Below are 14,826 nucleotides of genomic sequence, written 5' to 3'. Positions count from 1 at the left end.
TCGATTTTTGCGCTTTCCCGAGAAATAATTTTATTGCACGCAAAAAAGACTGCCGCAAGCGAACGCCTGCAAGCAGTCCTGGTCTATAAATAGATTATTCCTCTATAACCTCATGTACGCTAAGCCGTTCCTCAATCATTCTCTGCCGAAGCTCCCATGCCTCCTGGCTTAATCTGACACGATAGATTTCTGGATTTAATTTGCGCAAATATTCCGGCCAGAACATGTCAACCTGCTCTTTATGGTAGGCTTTGATCTCCTCCAAAGTAGGCATATCATAAACTAATTCCCCCTGCTCAAAAATCGGTTGCAGCATCGGGATTGCCTCATAATCTTTCACGGACTTCTTAATATAAGGATGCACAGGATCGAACAGCCGCAAATTGCCGCCTGTCCGGGCCTGCTGTTCATGCGGGAAGCAAACGTAGTCGGCGATGCACTTGCAGCTCTCCTTGCTGACAATCCGCAGCACATCCTTCTTGCCTGGAGAAGTTACCTTCTCCGGATTGCCGGAGATCTTGATCGTTGGCTCCATCACGCCATTATACTCGCGCTCCACCAGCTTATACACCCCGCCTAGCGCCGGCTGGTCCGCTGCTGTTATGAGCTGTGTTCCGACTCCCCAGGAATCGATTCTCGCCCCTTGTGCCTTCAGGTTAAAGATCGTATTCTCGTCCAAGTCGTTGGAGGCGACAATCTTCACATAAGGAAGTCCAGCATCATCCAGCATCCTGCGGGCCTTAATAGACAGATAGGCAAGGTCGCCGCTATCAATACGGATGCTGCCGAGACGTTTGCCGGCTTCCTCAAGCTTGTGTGCCGTCTTGATGGCATTTGGCACACCGCTCTCCAGCGTATCGAACGTATCAACTAACAGCGATACCTGATCCGGCAGCGCCTTGGCATAGATATCAAATGCCTCTTCCTCGGAATCGAAAATCTGGACCCAGGAATGCGCGTGCGTCCCTTTGGTCGGGATTCCAAATACTTTGCCGGCCAACAGGTTTGATGTTGCATCAAATCCCGAGATATATGTGGCCCTCGCTCCCCAGATCGCCGCATCGGCTTCCTGAGCACGGCGCGTTCCGAACTCCATCAAGGTATCATGCTCAGCCACTCGCTTAATGCGCGATGCCTTGGTCGCGATCAACGTCTGGAAGTTCATGAAGTTAAGCAGCGCCGTCTCCACAAGCTGAGTCTCCATAATGGTGCCTTCCACACGAATCAAAGGCTCATTCGGGAAGCACAAAGCCCCCTCTTTAAAGGAATAGATATTGCCGCTAAAGCGGAAGCTGCGCAGCAGGTCCAGGAATTCCGGCTGATAATTCTCCTCCTGCGTTGCCAAATAGCTGAGGTCCTCTTCCGTAAATTTCAAACCGGATATATAGTTTACAATCCGTTCCAACCCCGCAAATACCGCATATCCATTCCCGAACGGCAACTTGCGAAAGTAAGCTTCGAATACGGTTTGCTTCAGATGGGTACCATTCAGCCAGTGTGCATAGATCATATTGATTTGATACTTATCCGTATGTAACGCCATATCTGTACAGTACATGGTCCTCGCCCTCTCTATCCATCCTGATGACAAAAAAGAGGCAGCAGGTAATCCCCTCTGCCCTATTCATAAATGAGGCCAAAATCCGGCCGAGCTACTTAAATACTTACTCTATGTGTAAATCGATAACTGAGGTGTAAAATCCGTAAATCGATAGAGCTGTGCCGGACGCTGGGAATACTGGTTGGACAACATCGGCTTGCCGTTTTCGTCGCGAACCTCTTCCAGAATGCCCTGCCTGCTCCGTGTGGAAGTAATTTTACGAATAAAATTGAGCTCTGCAAAATCAGGTACCACCGTCTGAATCACCTGATAAAGCTCGCCCAGCGTAAAATGGGGGGGCAGGAACTGCTTGGCAATGGTTGTATGCAGCATCTGCTGCTGGATTCTTAAATAGGCATCCTGCAATATTTCACGATGGTCAAAAGCCAGCTGCAGCTCTTCAAGCGCCTCGCGCACCGGAAACAGCCCCACTTCCTGGGCATCATCCGCAGCTTGCCGCTTCTCGATCACCCATTCCTCAACCAGGGCGAAGAAAGCGTGTGAAATAATCCACCCGCGCGGGTCGCGGCCTGGCTTACTGTATACGCCGAGATATTCCAGATGATGTCCGTCAACCCCGGTCTCTTCCTTCAGTTCTCTTCTCGCCGTCTCGTACAGCGATTCATCCTCCTGGCAAAATCCGCCCGGCAATGCCCATGCCCCCGCAAACGGCCAGCTTCTTCTGCGAATCAGCATGACCTTCAGATCAAACCTTGGCAAAGATTTGGTCGAGGCCTTTCTCTCCTGACGGGTCAAAGTAAACATCACGATATCCGCCGGAATTCCGTCCGGAGTGCGATATTTCTTAACCTCCATCACACCCTTGGTCCTCTCTTGCTCTTGTTCTTTACTCATCACGATTCACCATCACCACATCAGTCATAATGATAACGCCCTTAAGTTCATTCAAAGGTCCCCTTTTGATTACGCAAGTAACCCCAAGAAGCAGTAACCCAACATCGAATCCTGAATTCAGCCGAGCACATGCATATGCTTGCCGGATTATGTTTCCTCTGCAAACATCTCAGATGCTCATGTAAAAACTTTAAGCACATGCTTCCGAAGTCGTTTCTGTGAAAACCTGTAGCTCCGCTTGTCCCTAACATCAACCGGGTGAAGCTTAATGGAAAAACGCACTTCGGAAGCATCCGCTTTGATGCTGAAAACCCAACCGTTGGAGCACTTACTAGAACCTATTATTATATAACATTCTACCCTAAGGACGAAAAATGCAATAAAAGAAAATACAGCTTCCTTATTAATCTTATTAATCAATAATAGGGTTAATCACATGTGTTTGCCTGCCATAATCTGTCCCGTCGTTTATCTTCGCTCACTCGCGAGGCAAACGGAAAGTACCGGTAGCCACGCAGCAAAGCTCATCATTGCAGTCACGCACTTCTGCACGGCAGGTCATCGTACGGAAAGTCTCGTGTACAGGATAAGCATAGGTTTTGATGGCCCCTGCTTTAGCTGCATGCAGGAAATTAACATTCAAATGCGTCGTAACCCCAAGGCGTCCCTTAATCGCGCCAACCAGGGTTCCCATTGCTTGATCCATCAGCGAGGACAAAACCCCTCCATGCACGATGCCAACATAGTTTAAATGCTTCTCCTGGATCTCCAGCTCGAGCTCCACACATTCCTTATCAATCTGGTTGAATTTCATACCCAAATCGCCTGAGAAGCTCATTTGCTCCTTCAGCATAATTTCTGACCAATCCATGAATCGCTACCTCCTTATTTTCTAGGCCATCTTCTCTTCAAGGCGCCGATTCAGCAATCAATAAAAAGGTGCGGAAGCATACTTCCGCACCGACTAATTACGTCATTAATCTCCATAGCCGGAAGTCGTTGCCGGCTCTCCGCTTCCTGTCTCTACATTTACCTTCTGTGACACAGTATCGCTTATTACCGAAATGACAAGCTGCAGCAAATAGTTGATATCACTCTGGCTTTGCTGAAAATCAGTAACGAGTGGAATATTGTCTAATTCATCCTGCAATGCTGAAATTTCAGCTTCGATCTTATCCACCATTGCTTTGTTCTGAAAGCTTTCGAAGGCAACGATTTCCTTCTGCTTCTTCTTGATGGTGCTAATTAAACTTTGCACCTTATCATGCCTCTGAATTTTTTGCTCGGCTTTCTTAAATTGCTGAACTTCCTCGCTAGTGCCGATCAAGGCGGCCAATTCCTTCGCTTTTGCCATAATATCTTCGCGAATTACCGTATCCCGGGAATCAAACTTTGGAATCCCGCAATCGGTTTGCTGTTGATGTTGCTGCGTCAAGGTTTTCCCTCCTCATCATATGCTTTCGGTTAGTAGAGTTCTTATTCGTTCGGGCGGTTTCCATCGCCTAATCAAGACACGGAAGTGATGCTCTCCGGTAAGATATTCCCCTTAATATACCAGGTCATCGGCTCGGTGATTTCTACCATGACGAATTTGCCAATCAAATCGGTGCTTCCTTCAAAATGAACGAGCTTGTTCGTTCTTGTTCGGCCGGAGAGGATATTCGAATTCCGCTTGCTCTCCCCTTCGACCAATACTTCAACAATTTCACCACGAAGCGCATCATTAAACTTGCGGCTGTATTCGTTGATCGTCTCATTCAACCGCTGCAGTCGCTGCTTCTTCACTTCCATCGGCACATTATCTTCCATGACCGCTGCCGGTGTGCCTTCCCGCGGCGAATATATAAATGTAAATGCCGAATCAAAACCGACTTCACGAACCAAGGACAACGTCTCCTCGAACTGCTCATCCGTCTCCCCCGGGAAGCCAACGATGATGTCTGTTGTCAGCACTACATTGGGTATTGCAGCCTTAATTTTCGCAGCGAGCTCCAAATAGCTCTCGCGCGTATATTTGCGGCTCATTTTCTTCAGAACAGCGCTGCTGCCCGACTGTACCGGAAGGTGAATATGCTCCACCAAATTGCCGCCCTTCGCCAATACTTCAATCAGATGATCATCGAAATCGCGCGGATGTGAGGTCGTAAAGCGAATGCGCGGAATATTGATCTTATGGATGTCATCCATTAAATCCCCGAATCGGTAATCGATATCGGTAAAATCCTTGCCGTAAGCATTCACATTCTGACCCAGTAGCGTAATCTCCTTGAAGCCCTGCCGTGCCAGTTCCCTCACTTCGGCGATGACATCCTCTGGCCTGCGGCTTCGCTCCTTCCCACGTGTGAATGGAACAATGCAATATGTACAGAACTTGTCACAGCCATACATAATATTCACCCAAGCGCGCATGCCTTCGCGTTTCTTCGGCAGGTTTTCGATAATGTCGCCTTCCTTGGACCAGACCTCGACCACCATCTCTTTACCGAACAGTGCCTCCTGAATCAAATAAGGCAGACGATGAATATTATGCGTACCGAAGATCATATCTACAAAACCATGCTTCTGCAAGATCCGGTTGACAATGCCCTCTTCCTGCGACATGCAGCCGCATACGCCGAGCAGTAAATCCGGCTTCTCCATTTTCAATACTTTCATATGCCCAAGTTCACCGAATACTTTGTCTTCGGCATTCTCGCGGATCGCACAGGTATTGTACAGAATAATATCCGCTTCCTTACGATCCTCCGTGGGCTGATAACCCATCTGCTCCAGAAGGCCCTTGATCGTCTCACTGTCATGCTCATTCATTTGGCAACCAAACGTATACACAATATAGTGCTTGCCGAGTCCAATATGCCGAAGCTCCTCCGGTACCATATTGTCATATAGCACTTTGATCTCTTCCTTGCCACGCTGCTTCTCAATTCGGCTGTTCGGTTCCGACAAGATTTGGATCTCCCGTCCGCGGATTCTGATCTTCTTCCCTCGTTCGTCCTCCGAGATGACTTTAGCGTCCGAAAAATCAAAATACTTGGAGTAATCCTTGGTTTCTTTAGCCACGGTGTCGGCTCACTCCCTTTTACCAATCTATGTGTGTACCCATGAGGTTCAGCAACCTTATAAAAATGCATTACACTAAATTATAACATGATTTATAGTGCTTATCTACCTGGGTGCCCGCGAAAAGGTCTTTTTCCACAGTCCTTAACGCACACACTTATTCCACAAAAAAAAGAAACCCCGTTCCGGTCAGAACGAAGCTTCTCTTTATACCCTTTTAATGCTTAGAAACCTTTATACTGTGGCTCTTCCTGCTCCAGCTGTTGAACGCGGGATTGCACTTGATCCACGATTTGCTGCGTTTGCTGGGCAGCATTAGTGAACAGTTGCTTGGCTTCCTGGTTTTGAGTGCTTAGAGCAAATGACTCAAGGCTGGCCTGGGCACTTTTGAGGGATGCAACGGTTGTCTTCACTTGGGATGCTACAGTCAATTTGTTCACCACCTTATCTGATTCAATTTGAACAAGCATTAATTTTGCCATATTCGCTCGGACTGATTCATCAGCCTCTTGCCATATATTGTGTTAGTAAAATAACGCAAGTTGCGCATAATTGGGATACAATGACTGTTCAAAAATCTGATAAGTAAATGTCAAATTGCGCATGCATGCTGAAAGGAGCTTTCTCGCTATGCCCGTGTGGTTAGAAATTATCATCAGAACTTTATCCGCCGCCTTCGTGCTCTTTCTCATGACCCGTATTCTTGGAAAAAGGCAGCTCTCGCAATTAACCTTCTTCGAATATGTTACGGGGATAACAATAGGGGATTTAGCGGCTTTCCTATCCATAAATCACGACCAAGATTGGTACATTGCGCTTGTCGCTATCGTGACCTGGTTCTTAGTCTCCCTGGGAATCGAGTTCCTGCAGATGAAGAGCAAGAAATCACGGGATGTCATCGACAGCAAAGGCACAGTTCTTATTAAAGATGGCAAAGTCCTCGAGGACAATCTGATGAAAGAGAAGCTGACCAATGAAGAGCTCATGGAGCAGCTTCGCAGGAAGAGCATCTTTAAGGTATCCCAGGTCGAATATGCCGTCATCGAACCGGATGGCCAGGTTAACGCCTTGCTGAAGGATCAATATCAACCGATTACGCTGGCGCAGCTGGGGATTTCGATCCCGACCGAAGCCGAGCCGCAAACCGTCATCCTTGACGGCAAAATCATGGACGAACCTCTGGCAACAGCTGGCTTCGGTCGGCAATGGCTAAATACCGAGCTGGAGAAGCAAGGCGTGTCCCTTGAAAATGTCTATCTTGGCCAGGTCGATGGCTATGGGCAGCTCTATGTCGACCTGTACGATGATAAAATCAAAATTCCGCAACCTCAAGAGAAACCGCTGCTTCTGGCAACACTCAAGAAATGTCAAGCGGATCTCGAAATGTTCGCCCTCTCGACGGAGAACGAGACGAATAAGCAAATATATACCACCTGCTCCGAGCAATTGCAGCACGTCATTGATGACACGAGGCAAGTGTTGATACAACAATAAAGGAAGTGCGTAACATGGCTAATGCAAAAAACAAAAAAATGACTCCTACGCAGCAAAAGTACCAGCGCCTGGCTTCATCCATGGAGCCTAAACGCCCGGTGCTCAAAAACTGTCTTCGTGCTTTCCTGGTCGGTGGGATGATCTGTTTGCTCGGCGAGTGCATTCGCCAGGCCTTTATCGCTTTTGGCGGATTTGACGAGAAGAGCGCCTCTAATCCGACGGTTGCCGTGCTCGTTCTGATCGCTGTTATTCTGACCTGCCTGGGGGTCTATGATAAGATCGCACAGTGGGCCGGGGCAGGCACAGCCGTGCCGGTCACCGGATTCGCCAATTCCATGACCTCGTCTGCGCTTGAGCATCGCGCGGAAGGAATGGTTCTCGGCGTTGGCGCCGGCATGTTCCAGCTCGCCGGTTCCGTCATCGTGTTCGGTACCTTTGCAGCGTTTATCGTAGGTTTATTTTACGCTATCTTCATTCCAGATTTTGCCGGGGGAGGTCATTAACTATGCTAAAAGGCCATCAAAGCTGGGTGTTCGAGAATAAGCCAACCATTATAAGCAGCGCTACCATCGTCGGCCCCTTCGAAGGGCAGGGGCCCTTAGCCAATGACTTCGACATCATTCATGGCGATCTGTACTTAGGTCAAGACAGCTGGGAAAAGGCGGAGAAAACGTTGCTTGAAGAGTCCGCCAAGAAAGCTATTGAGAAGGCTGGACTGACGAAGGAACAAATTCAATTCTACTTCGGCGGCGATCTGATGAACCAGATTATTAGCAGCAGCTTTGCTGCCCGGACGCTAAGCATCCCTTATCTGGGTGTATTCGGGGCCTGCTCTACCTCGATGGAAAGCCTGGCCTTGGCAGCATATATTGTGAATTATAACGGTGCCAAGCACGCGCTGGCCGGGACTTGCAGTCATAATGCCAGTGTGGAGAAGCAGTTCAGATATCCGACGGAATACGGTTCGCAAAAGCCGCCAACCGCGCAATTTACAGTCACCGGTTCAGGTTCAGCCGTCCTGTCGCTGGAAGGGAGCGGTCCGAAAATTACTTCAGCGACGATTGGCCGCGTGATCGATATGGGAATCACGGACCCCTTTAATATGGGCGCAGCGATGGCACCGGCGGCAGTCGACACCATCCAGGCTCACTTCCGAGATATGCAGATTGAACCTTCGTATTATGATCTGATCGTTACTGGCGATCTATCCAAAGTTGGCTATAAGATCGCCAAGGAATTATTCAAGCGCAATAACTTCCCGATCGACCAGACGGATTATCAGGACTGCGGGATGATGATTTATAACTACGATAAGCAGAATGTACAGGCTGGGGCGAGCGGGTGCGCCTGCTCCGCTGTTGTTACTTACGGCCATTTGCTGAATCGTATGAAGCGCGGCGAGTTGAAGCGACTGCTTGTCGTTGCTACCGGCGCCCTCCTCTCCCCGCTATCCTTTCAGCAAGGAGAGAGCATTCCATGCATCGCTCATGCCGTAGCGATCGAAAGCGATTAATTCAACCTGCAAAATCCTCCTAATGAATAAAGGGTCTCGCCGATCTGTTACGATCGAGCGAGACCCTTGTCTATAATAACCGATGATTATTCTACGATTTCTGCGATATCGCCATTTTTGGCGCCAGCAGCATTCGCTTCATCTGTATCGATATGCATATCAAGTGCGAAGGAATCCGATACACGCGCGATGACATTTTCCATAATCATACCGCGTTCTCCGCCGAAACGAACCTTCAGCAATTCTTTATCCTGGATGCCCCATTTCGCAGCATCGGAAGTGTGGAAGTGGATATGACGCGCTGCTACGATCACGCCTTGCTCCAGTTCAACTTCGCCAGCAGGACCCACTACTTTGATTCCAGGCGTTCCGTCAATCTTGCCGGACTCACGAACCGGAGCCTTAACGCCGATAGCAAAGGAATCCGTACGGGAAATTTCCAATTGGGAAGCCGGACGTGCAGGGCCCAAAATGCGAACTTTGTCAAATTGGCCTTTCGGTCCAACGACAGCTACTGTCTCGTTAGACGCAAATTGTCCTGGTTGGGACAACGGCTTGAATTCAGTAAGCTGATAACCTTGTCCAAACAAAGCTTCAATATGCTCTTGAGTTAAATGAATATGACGTGCTGATACGCCGACAGGTACAGTCTTGCTCATTTTGTAAACACTCCTCGTTTTTTCTCTATCACGGGTGTGACATTTCTACATCGCCCCTTATTATACACCTTTTTCATGTAAAAAGAAAAAGATGTCCGTAAAATACGGGCATCTTTTTACCAATTATCTGAATTCTGCAACAAGATTGTCAAACTCAGTCTCGCTTAATGCCAGCGGCTGATTCACAAGCGGCTCTGGCTTAAAGCCATGAACCAGGTCCTCATAGCACTTCCTGTCTTTGTTCTGATAGATCAGACCCGTAATCATGCTGCCCGTATCCATCAACGTCGTCATGGCCTGCGTGCGGTTGCTAGGATCATAATCCGGCATCGTGTCGAGATTCGTAATATGTTCTTTGAACCAATCGTATGTGTTCACCTTGTTAAAGGTGACGCACGGGCTGAATACGTTGATTAACGAGAAGCCTTCATGCTGAATGCCTTGTTCGATCAAGGAAGTCAGTTGCTTCAGATCGCTGGAGAACGATTGAGCCACGAAGGTCGCCCCGGCTGAAATCGCCAGCTCAAGCGGGGAAAGCGTCGATTCAATCGAGCCTTCCGGCGTGCTCTTCGTCTTGAAGCCCTCACCGCTGCGCGGTGAAGTTTGCCCCTTCGTCAGGCCATAAATCTGATTATCCATAACGATGTAGGTCATATTAATATTTCTGCGGATCGCATGGATGGTATGCCCGATACCGATCGCGAACCCATCACCGTCACCGCCGGATGCGATCACCGTCAGATCGCGGTTAGCCAGCTTCACGCCTTGTGCGATCGGGAGCGCACGGCCATGAATGCCGTGAAGACCATACGCGTTAATGTACCCCGAAATCCGCCCGGAGCAACCGATGCCTGAGATTACAGCCAAGTTCTCCGGTTCAAGTCCTACATTCGCTGCAGCGCGCTGAATCGCGGCCTGCACTGAAAAATCTCCACAACCTGGACACCAGTTAGGTTTGATATTGTTACGGAACTCCTTAAAGGTTGCCATTTTGTACCAACTCCTCGTGCGGTTTATAGCCGGCGGCCTTTGCGCATTCTTCGAATACTTCCGAAGGCAGGAACGGACTGCCATCATATTTTAATGCATTCAGAATTTTGTCATGGTTGCCGCAATGCAGCTTCATCAGGTTCGCCAATTGGCCCGTCGCGTTATTCTCAAATACGAGAACCTTCTTCGCCTTCTCGATTTCCGGAAGGATCAGTTCCGTTGGGAACGGATGCATTTGGCGTACCGTCATATGGTTCGATGTCACTCCTTCACCATTCAGGCGAAGGCGAGCTTGATCGATTGTGCCGCCTGTTGAGCCCATGCCTACGATCAGAAGATCGGGCTCGGCATGCGGGGAATGCAGATGAATCGGGTTCGTAATCTGCATTTCGTCCAGCTTACGCAGACGTTTATCCATCATTTTCTTCCGGTTGGCCGTCGATTCGGACGGACGTCCGGCTTCATCATGCTCTACGCCAGTAACATGGTGAATACCATTCTTCTCGCCAGGCAATACCCGAGGAGAAATACCATTGTCCGTCACCGCGTAACGGTTGAACATACTCTTATCTTCACGTTCCGGAATATCCTTCACGATATAACCGCGTTCGATTTGAATCTTGTTATAATCCAGCATTTCACAGGACTGCTTGCCCAAGGATAATTGCAGATCGGTAGCCACGATGACCGGAACCTGATACTTCTCAGCCAGATTGAACGCTTCAACGGTATCATAGAAGCATTCCTCGATCGAGCTAGGCGCAATGACGATCTTTGGAATTTCGCCATGCGTTCCGTAGATCAGGGCATTGATATCGCTCTGCTCCTGCTTTGTCGGAAGCCCGGTACTTGGGCCGCCACGCTGTGTATCAACGATAACGACCGGCGTCTCGGTCATGCCGGCAAGTCCGATCGCCTCCATCATCAGCGACAATCCAGGGCCCGCTGATGCGGTCATAGAGCGTACACCGGCATAGTTCGAACCGATAGCCATCGTAATGGCGGCAATTTCATCCTCCGTTTGTACAACGGTGCCGCCAAGCTTAGGCAATTTCTTAATCAAATATTCCATAATTTCGGAAGCCGGTGTAATCGGATATGCACTCATGATTCGGCAGCCTGCCGCAACCGCACCAAGTCCGATCGCATCGTTACCGATCATGAACAGCTTCTGCTTGCCGTCAGCCGGTTCCAGCTTGAAGTTATCAAGAGGTCCCCCGGCCAGCTCCAGTACAAAATCGGCACCGCGCTTCACCGCTTCGATATTTTTGTCCACAATGGCTTGACCTTTACGGCCAAATTCCTCTTCAACCGCTTTATTAAATACTTCAAGCGGCAATCCCAAGAGGGCCCAAGAGGCGCCTGAAGCAACCATATTCTTCATCAGCGAAGTGCCCAGTTCCTCCGCAATGCTCGTAATTGGAACAGGGAACAGCTTCGCATCGATTCCTTCAGGAACAGACGGATTAAACTTGGCGTCTGCAACAATGACTCCACCGCTGCATAGCTCATGCGCATTCAAATCGATACTTTCTTGGTCAAAAGCGACTAAGATGTCCAAGTCGTCGGAAATAGCTCGAATCGGCTTGGTACTAATCCGGATTTTGTTGTTCGTATGACCACCTTTAATACGCGAGGAAAAATGACGGTATCCGTACAAATAATACCCAAGTCTATTCAAGGCTGTCGAAAAAATCCGGTCCGTACTTTCAACCCCTTCGCCTTGCTGTCCACCGATCTTCCAAGACAATTGACTAATCAAGATCGCCCACCCCTTTAATCGTATCGCACTATAAAAGATATAAAATTAAAATAATAATAGCACTCCCAGAACATCGACATGTTAACTATCACACTTTACCGTGACACTTGTGAACATTCTGTTTCAGAGTCATGTCAATTTTATGTCGAAGACATATAAAAAGCAAGCGTTTTCCACCCTTTTTCATATAGTTGTTTTCGATCATAACGATCTCGTAATTGGATTAATTAAAGCGCTTACTTATCTGAGGGTAGCCACTTTTGCAAAAATTCCAGGGCATTGCCGGACATCCAGCCCTTTACAAGCTCTTCCGGATAGTGTTTAAGCAGGGTCTCTACCCATCTGTAATAATCACCTGCATGCCGCAAATCATCTATATGGGTATCAATTCCGTCAAAATCGGAGCCAAACATAATTTGCTTCTCGCCGCCCAGCTGGCAAATATGATCGAGATGCGGCAGCAGATCCTCACTATGTACCACTGTGCTGTCTTTTACAAACCAAGGGACAAATGTCACACCGATCCGACCGCCGCTATCTATTATCGCTCTGATTTGTTCATCGTGCAAATTCCGGGCATGAGCGCAAATATGATAGGCATTCGAATGAGAGGCAATAAAAGGCCGCTTCGCACTCTCAGACAGCTCTACCAGCTCCCAGAAGCCCTTCTGAGATAAATGTGATACATCTAGTATAATTCCTAGCTCGTGACAGACCTGCACCAGCTCAAGCCCCTTACGAGTGAAGCCGCCATTACGCAGCTCCATCACACCATCCGCCGCCCAATTCGCATAATTCCAGGTAATCCCGAGAAAGCGCACTCCCCGTTCATAACAAAGCCGTAAGTAGAATAAATCCCCCTCCAGGCCATCCGCTCCTTCAATAGAGAGCAAGCCGCTCCTCTCTCCCGAAGCTGCGACCCGTTCCAAATCAGCAGTATTTCTAATGAGACCGATTCCTTCCGATGCGATACGCTCCTGAAATAGATCAAGCTGCTCCATGATATGTTCAATGCCCGGCGGGCCTAATTTCTCCGATAGGTAGATGGCAAAGCATTGCAGATCTACCCCTCCTTGCTTCATACGCTCTAGATTGACATCAAGTCCATTATCACCCTTGAAGTCCAGACTGCGATCCAGCTGTATTTTGCTAAGCACATCACAATGGAAGTCAACAATTTTCAATACGTCCCCCTCCTTCATCACTCTATTTTCCAGTATATTTTAAATCTTGCTTATACATATTCATTTTTTACAAAAAAGCAAAAAAACCTGTCTACTTATGAGTAAACAGGTTCACCTACATTCCTACAAGACCTTATCTAGGTTCAACTATGAGCTTGATCGCCGTGCGATCCTCACCATCAATCACAATATCCGTAAAAGCCGGAATGCATATCAGATCTACGCCGCTAGGTGCAACGAATCCCCGGGCTATGGCTACCGCCTTGATGGCCTGGTTAAGAGCACCCGCTCCAATAGCCTGAAGTTCAGCAGCACCACGCTCTCTTAGAACTCCAGCTAGAGCACCGGCAACGGAGTTGGGATTGGACTTTGCTGAAACTTTTAATACTTCCATGGTAAGTACCTCCCTGGGAATAATGGTTTGACTCCACTACTTAGAAGATATTCGTGAGCTGCAAAATAATTCCTTCTTTTTTGGGAGGTACCTTGAAGGTCGTTCAAAAAGTCCATTCCTCACGAGAAAAGGGATCGAACTCATCCAAGGATGAGCAACAGGCTCTGGCCTCATACTCCTGAAATGTTTTGAAAAAAACGCGCATCGGAAGCATCAGCTTTAGTATTGAAAGCCGTCTTTTGGGAAAACAGTATCGGAAGCACTGCATTCATGCTGAAAGCCGCCTTTTGAAGACCTATTTTTAGAGTATATCTGATCCGTTAGTCCATGAACCATTCATCTTCAAGCATTTTTATCTTCTCGATCTTTTTCGCTTTGCCGGTGGCTTCATCGATCTCGACGAACACAGCGTGGAAATGCCATTTACCTTCACATACCTGGAACCGAACCGGCAGCTGCGTCGTGAACTTGCGAATCACCGCCGAACGCTCCATCCCCAGCACTCCTTCACGAGATCCAACCATGCCGGAATCCGTCAAATAAGCGGTGCCCTGCGGCAAAATAATATCGTCATTGCTCTGCACATGCGTATGTGTTCCTACAACGAAGGAAGTTCTGCCATCTAAATACCAGCCCATAGCAATCTTCTCCGATGTTGCTTCGGCATGGAAATCAACCATGATGCATTTATGCTTCTTCGACAGCTCGGCTAGAATATCATCCGCTACCCGGAACGGATCATCAATCGCCGGCAAGAACGTGCGCCCCATCAGATTGACCACCGCCAGTTCCTTGCCATTCCCCTTAATAACGGTATGACCGATCCCGGGTGTCCCTGGAGGGAAGTTGGCCGGACGAACCATTCGCGGCTCACGGTCAATAAAGTCGAAGATCTCCTTGTTATCCCAGGTATGATTGCCCATCGTCAAACCGTGGATGCCTAGATCGAAAAATTCCTTAGCAATCTTCTCCGTAATTCCGCGTCCGGACGCCGCGTTCTCCCCGTTTGCGATAATAATATGGGGACTGTATTTAGATTTTAAGCGAGGAAGGGATTCCCGCACTGCTTTCCGCCCCGTACTGCCAACAATATCTCCAATAAATAAAAGTTTAATAATGTCTCTCCTCCATTCCGTACACTGCTGTTTCTTAGTAGAATCTCTAACGAAACTGGGTAGCGCTATTTGACCCATAACGGGCTCCTGGGATTTTTAACGAAACTGGGTAGCGCTATTTTTGCAAATTAGCGGTTAAAAGCAGGGATTTCTCCTGAATAACGATATGACGTTTCGTTAGATTTTTTTTGCCTCTGTTT

15 protein-coding genes are annotated in these 14,826 nt (G+C 48.3%); 3 read left to right on the top strand and 12 right to left on the bottom strand.

Features of this window, described 5'->3' with window-relative positions:
- Nucleotides 1-94: 94 nt before the first annotated feature.
- The 6 genes from BN1360_RS15690 to BN1360_RS15665 all read right to left on the bottom strand — a co-directional run bounded on the left by BN1360_RS15690 (nucleotide 95) and on the right by BN1360_RS15665 (nucleotide 5,946).
- Entirely contained in the window at nucleotides 95-1,558 is a 1,464-nt protein-coding gene (locus BN1360_RS15690) for a nicotinate phosphoribosyltransferase (protein ID WP_068780796.1), read from the bottom strand.
- A gap of 111 nt (nucleotides 1,559-1,669) precedes the next feature.
- Nucleotides 1,670-2,455 (bottom strand): NUDIX domain-containing protein, encoded by a 786-nt coding sequence (locus BN1360_RS15685; RefSeq protein ID WP_068780795.1) that lies wholly within the window; start codon nucleotides 2,453-2,455, stop codon nucleotides 1,670-1,672.
- 478 nt (nucleotides 2,456-2,933) lie between these two features.
- Nucleotides 2,934-3,326: a PaaI family thioesterase gene (locus BN1360_RS15680; protein WP_068780794.1), complete on the bottom strand. Its 393-nt coding sequence runs from the start codon at nucleotides 3,324-3,326 to the stop codon at nucleotides 2,934-2,936.
- Between the two features lie 105 nt (nucleotides 3,327-3,431).
- Nucleotides 3,432-3,890: a YlbF/YmcA family competence regulator gene (locus BN1360_RS15675; RefSeq protein ID WP_068780793.1), complete on the bottom strand. Its 459-nt coding sequence runs from the start codon at nucleotides 3,888-3,890 to the stop codon at nucleotides 3,432-3,434.
- A 71-nt stretch (nucleotides 3,891-3,961) separates the two neighbouring features.
- On the bottom strand, nucleotides 3,962-5,515 hold the full coding sequence (gene miaB, locus BN1360_RS15670) for a tRNA (N6-isopentenyl adenosine(37)-C2)-methylthiotransferase MiaB (protein ID WP_068780792.1): 1,554 nt from the start codon (nucleotides 5,513-5,515) through the stop codon (nucleotides 3,962-3,964).
- 224 nt (nucleotides 5,516-5,739) lie between these two features.
- Nucleotides 5,740-5,946 carry a DUF1657 domain-containing protein gene (locus BN1360_RS15665; protein WP_068780954.1) on the bottom strand — a complete coding sequence of 69 codons (207 nt, stop codon included), beginning with the start codon at nucleotides 5,944-5,946 and terminating at the stop codon, nucleotides 5,740-5,742.
- Between the two features lie 199 nt (nucleotides 5,947-6,145).
- Between BN1360_RS15665 and BN1360_RS15660 the strand changes: the two genes are divergently transcribed.
- Genes BN1360_RS15660 through spoVAD form a run of 3 tightly spaced genes read left to right on the top strand, consistent with a single transcriptional unit; the run spans nucleotide 6,146 to nucleotide 8,522 of the window.
- Nucleotides 6,146-7,009 (top strand): DUF421 domain-containing protein, encoded by an 864-nt coding sequence (locus BN1360_RS15660; RefSeq protein ID WP_068780791.1) that lies wholly within the window; start codon nucleotides 6,146-6,148, stop codon nucleotides 7,007-7,009.
- Nucleotides 7,010-7,023: 14 nt separating this feature from the next.
- Nucleotides 7,024-7,512, top strand: a complete 489-nt coding sequence (gene spoVAC / locus BN1360_RS15655; protein WP_068780790.1) for a stage V sporulation protein AC — start codon at nucleotides 7,024-7,026, stop codon at nucleotides 7,510-7,512.
- A 2-nt stretch (nucleotides 7,513-7,514) separates the two neighbouring features.
- Nucleotides 7,515-8,522 carry a stage V sporulation protein AD gene (gene spoVAD / locus BN1360_RS15650; protein WP_068780789.1) on the top strand — a complete coding sequence of 336 codons (1,008 nt, stop codon included), beginning with the start codon at nucleotides 7,515-7,517 and terminating at the stop codon, nucleotides 8,520-8,522.
- A gap of 86 nt (nucleotides 8,523-8,608) precedes the next feature.
- Here spoVAD and pduL read toward each other — a convergent pair whose 3' ends face one another.
- The 6 genes from pduL to BN1360_RS15620 all read right to left on the bottom strand — a co-directional run bounded on the left by pduL (nucleotide 8,609) and on the right by BN1360_RS15620 (nucleotide 14,626).
- The gene (gene pduL / locus BN1360_RS15645) at nucleotides 8,609-9,181 is read right to left on the bottom strand and encodes a phosphate propanoyltransferase (RefSeq protein ID WP_068780788.1); all 573 of its coding nucleotides are present in this window, start codon (nucleotides 9,179-9,181) and stop codon (nucleotides 8,609-8,611) included.
- Between the two features lie 123 nt (nucleotides 9,182-9,304).
- On the bottom strand, nucleotides 9,305-10,171 hold the full coding sequence (locus BN1360_RS15640; RefSeq protein ID WP_068780787.1) for a 2-oxoacid:ferredoxin oxidoreductase subunit beta: 867 nt from the start codon (nucleotides 10,169-10,171) through the stop codon (nucleotides 9,305-9,307).
- A complete protein-coding gene (locus tag BN1360_RS15635) occupies nucleotides 10,158-11,933 on the bottom strand; it encodes a 2-oxoacid:acceptor oxidoreductase subunit alpha (RefSeq protein WP_068780786.1) in 1,776 nt (591 codons plus the stop codon). The genes BN1360_RS15640 and BN1360_RS15635 overlap by 14 nt, the downstream gene beginning before the upstream one ends.
- 236 nt (nucleotides 11,934-12,169) lie before the next feature.
- Complete coding sequence (locus BN1360_RS15630; protein WP_420707905.1) at nucleotides 12,170-13,117, bottom strand: dipeptidase; 948 nt, start codon at nucleotides 13,115-13,117, stop codon at nucleotides 12,170-12,172.
- 133 nt (nucleotides 13,118-13,250) lie between these two features.
- On the bottom strand, nucleotides 13,251-13,511 hold the full coding sequence (locus tag BN1360_RS15625) for a stage V sporulation protein S (RefSeq protein WP_006286829.1): 261 nt from the start codon (nucleotides 13,509-13,511) through the stop codon (nucleotides 13,251-13,253).
- A 320-nt stretch (nucleotides 13,512-13,831) separates the two neighbouring features.
- On the bottom strand, nucleotides 13,832-14,626 hold the full coding sequence (locus BN1360_RS15620; RefSeq protein ID WP_068780953.1) for a TIGR00282 family metallophosphoesterase: 795 nt from the start codon (nucleotides 14,624-14,626) through the stop codon (nucleotides 13,832-13,834).
- Between the last annotated feature and the right edge of the window lie 200 nt (nucleotides 14,627-14,826).

Origin of the sequence: Paenibacillus sp. GM2 (assembly GCF_900069005.2) — a bacterium.
Lineage (GTDB): Bacteria > Bacillota > Bacilli > Paenibacillales > Paenibacillaceae > Fontibacillus.
The sequence above is the reverse complement of the archived record's forward strand: the minus strand, read 5'-3'. Positions and strand labels throughout refer to the sequence as shown.

Excerpts from the sequence above, each read along its gene's own strand:
- BN1360_RS15640 (WP_068780787.1), bottom strand. The coding sequence starts at position 10,171 with ATGGCAACCTTTAAGGAGTTCCGTAACAATATCAAACCTAACTGGTGT.
- spoVAC (WP_068780790.1), top strand. The coding sequence starts at position 7,024 with ATGGCTAATGCAAAAAACAAAAAAATGACTCCTACGCAGCAAAAGTAC.
- spoVAD (WP_068780789.1), top strand. The coding sequence starts at position 7,515 with ATGCTAAAAGGCCATCAAAGCTGGGTGTTCGAGAATAAGCCAACCATT.
- BN1360_RS15680 (WP_068780794.1), bottom strand. The coding sequence starts at position 3,326 with ATGGATTGGTCAGAAATTATGCTGAAGGAGCAAATGAGCTTCTCAGGC.
- BN1360_RS15690 (WP_068780796.1), bottom strand. The coding sequence starts at position 1,558 with ATGTACTGTACAGATATGGCGTTACATACGGATAAGTATCAAATCAAT.
- pduL (WP_068780788.1), bottom strand. The coding sequence starts at position 9,181 with ATGAGCAAGACTGTACCTGTCGGCGTATCAGCACGTCATATTCATTTA.
- BN1360_RS15685 (WP_068780795.1), bottom strand. The coding sequence starts at position 2,455 with ATGAGTAAAGAACAAGAGCAAGAGAGGACCAAGGGTGTGATGGAGGTT.
- BN1360_RS15660 (WP_068780791.1), top strand. The coding sequence starts at position 6,146 with ATGCCCGTGTGGTTAGAAATTATCATCAGAACTTTATCCGCCGCCTTC.
- BN1360_RS15625 (WP_006286829.1), bottom strand. The coding sequence starts at position 13,511 with ATGGAAGTATTAAAAGTTTCAGCAAAGTCCAATCCCAACTCCGTTGCC.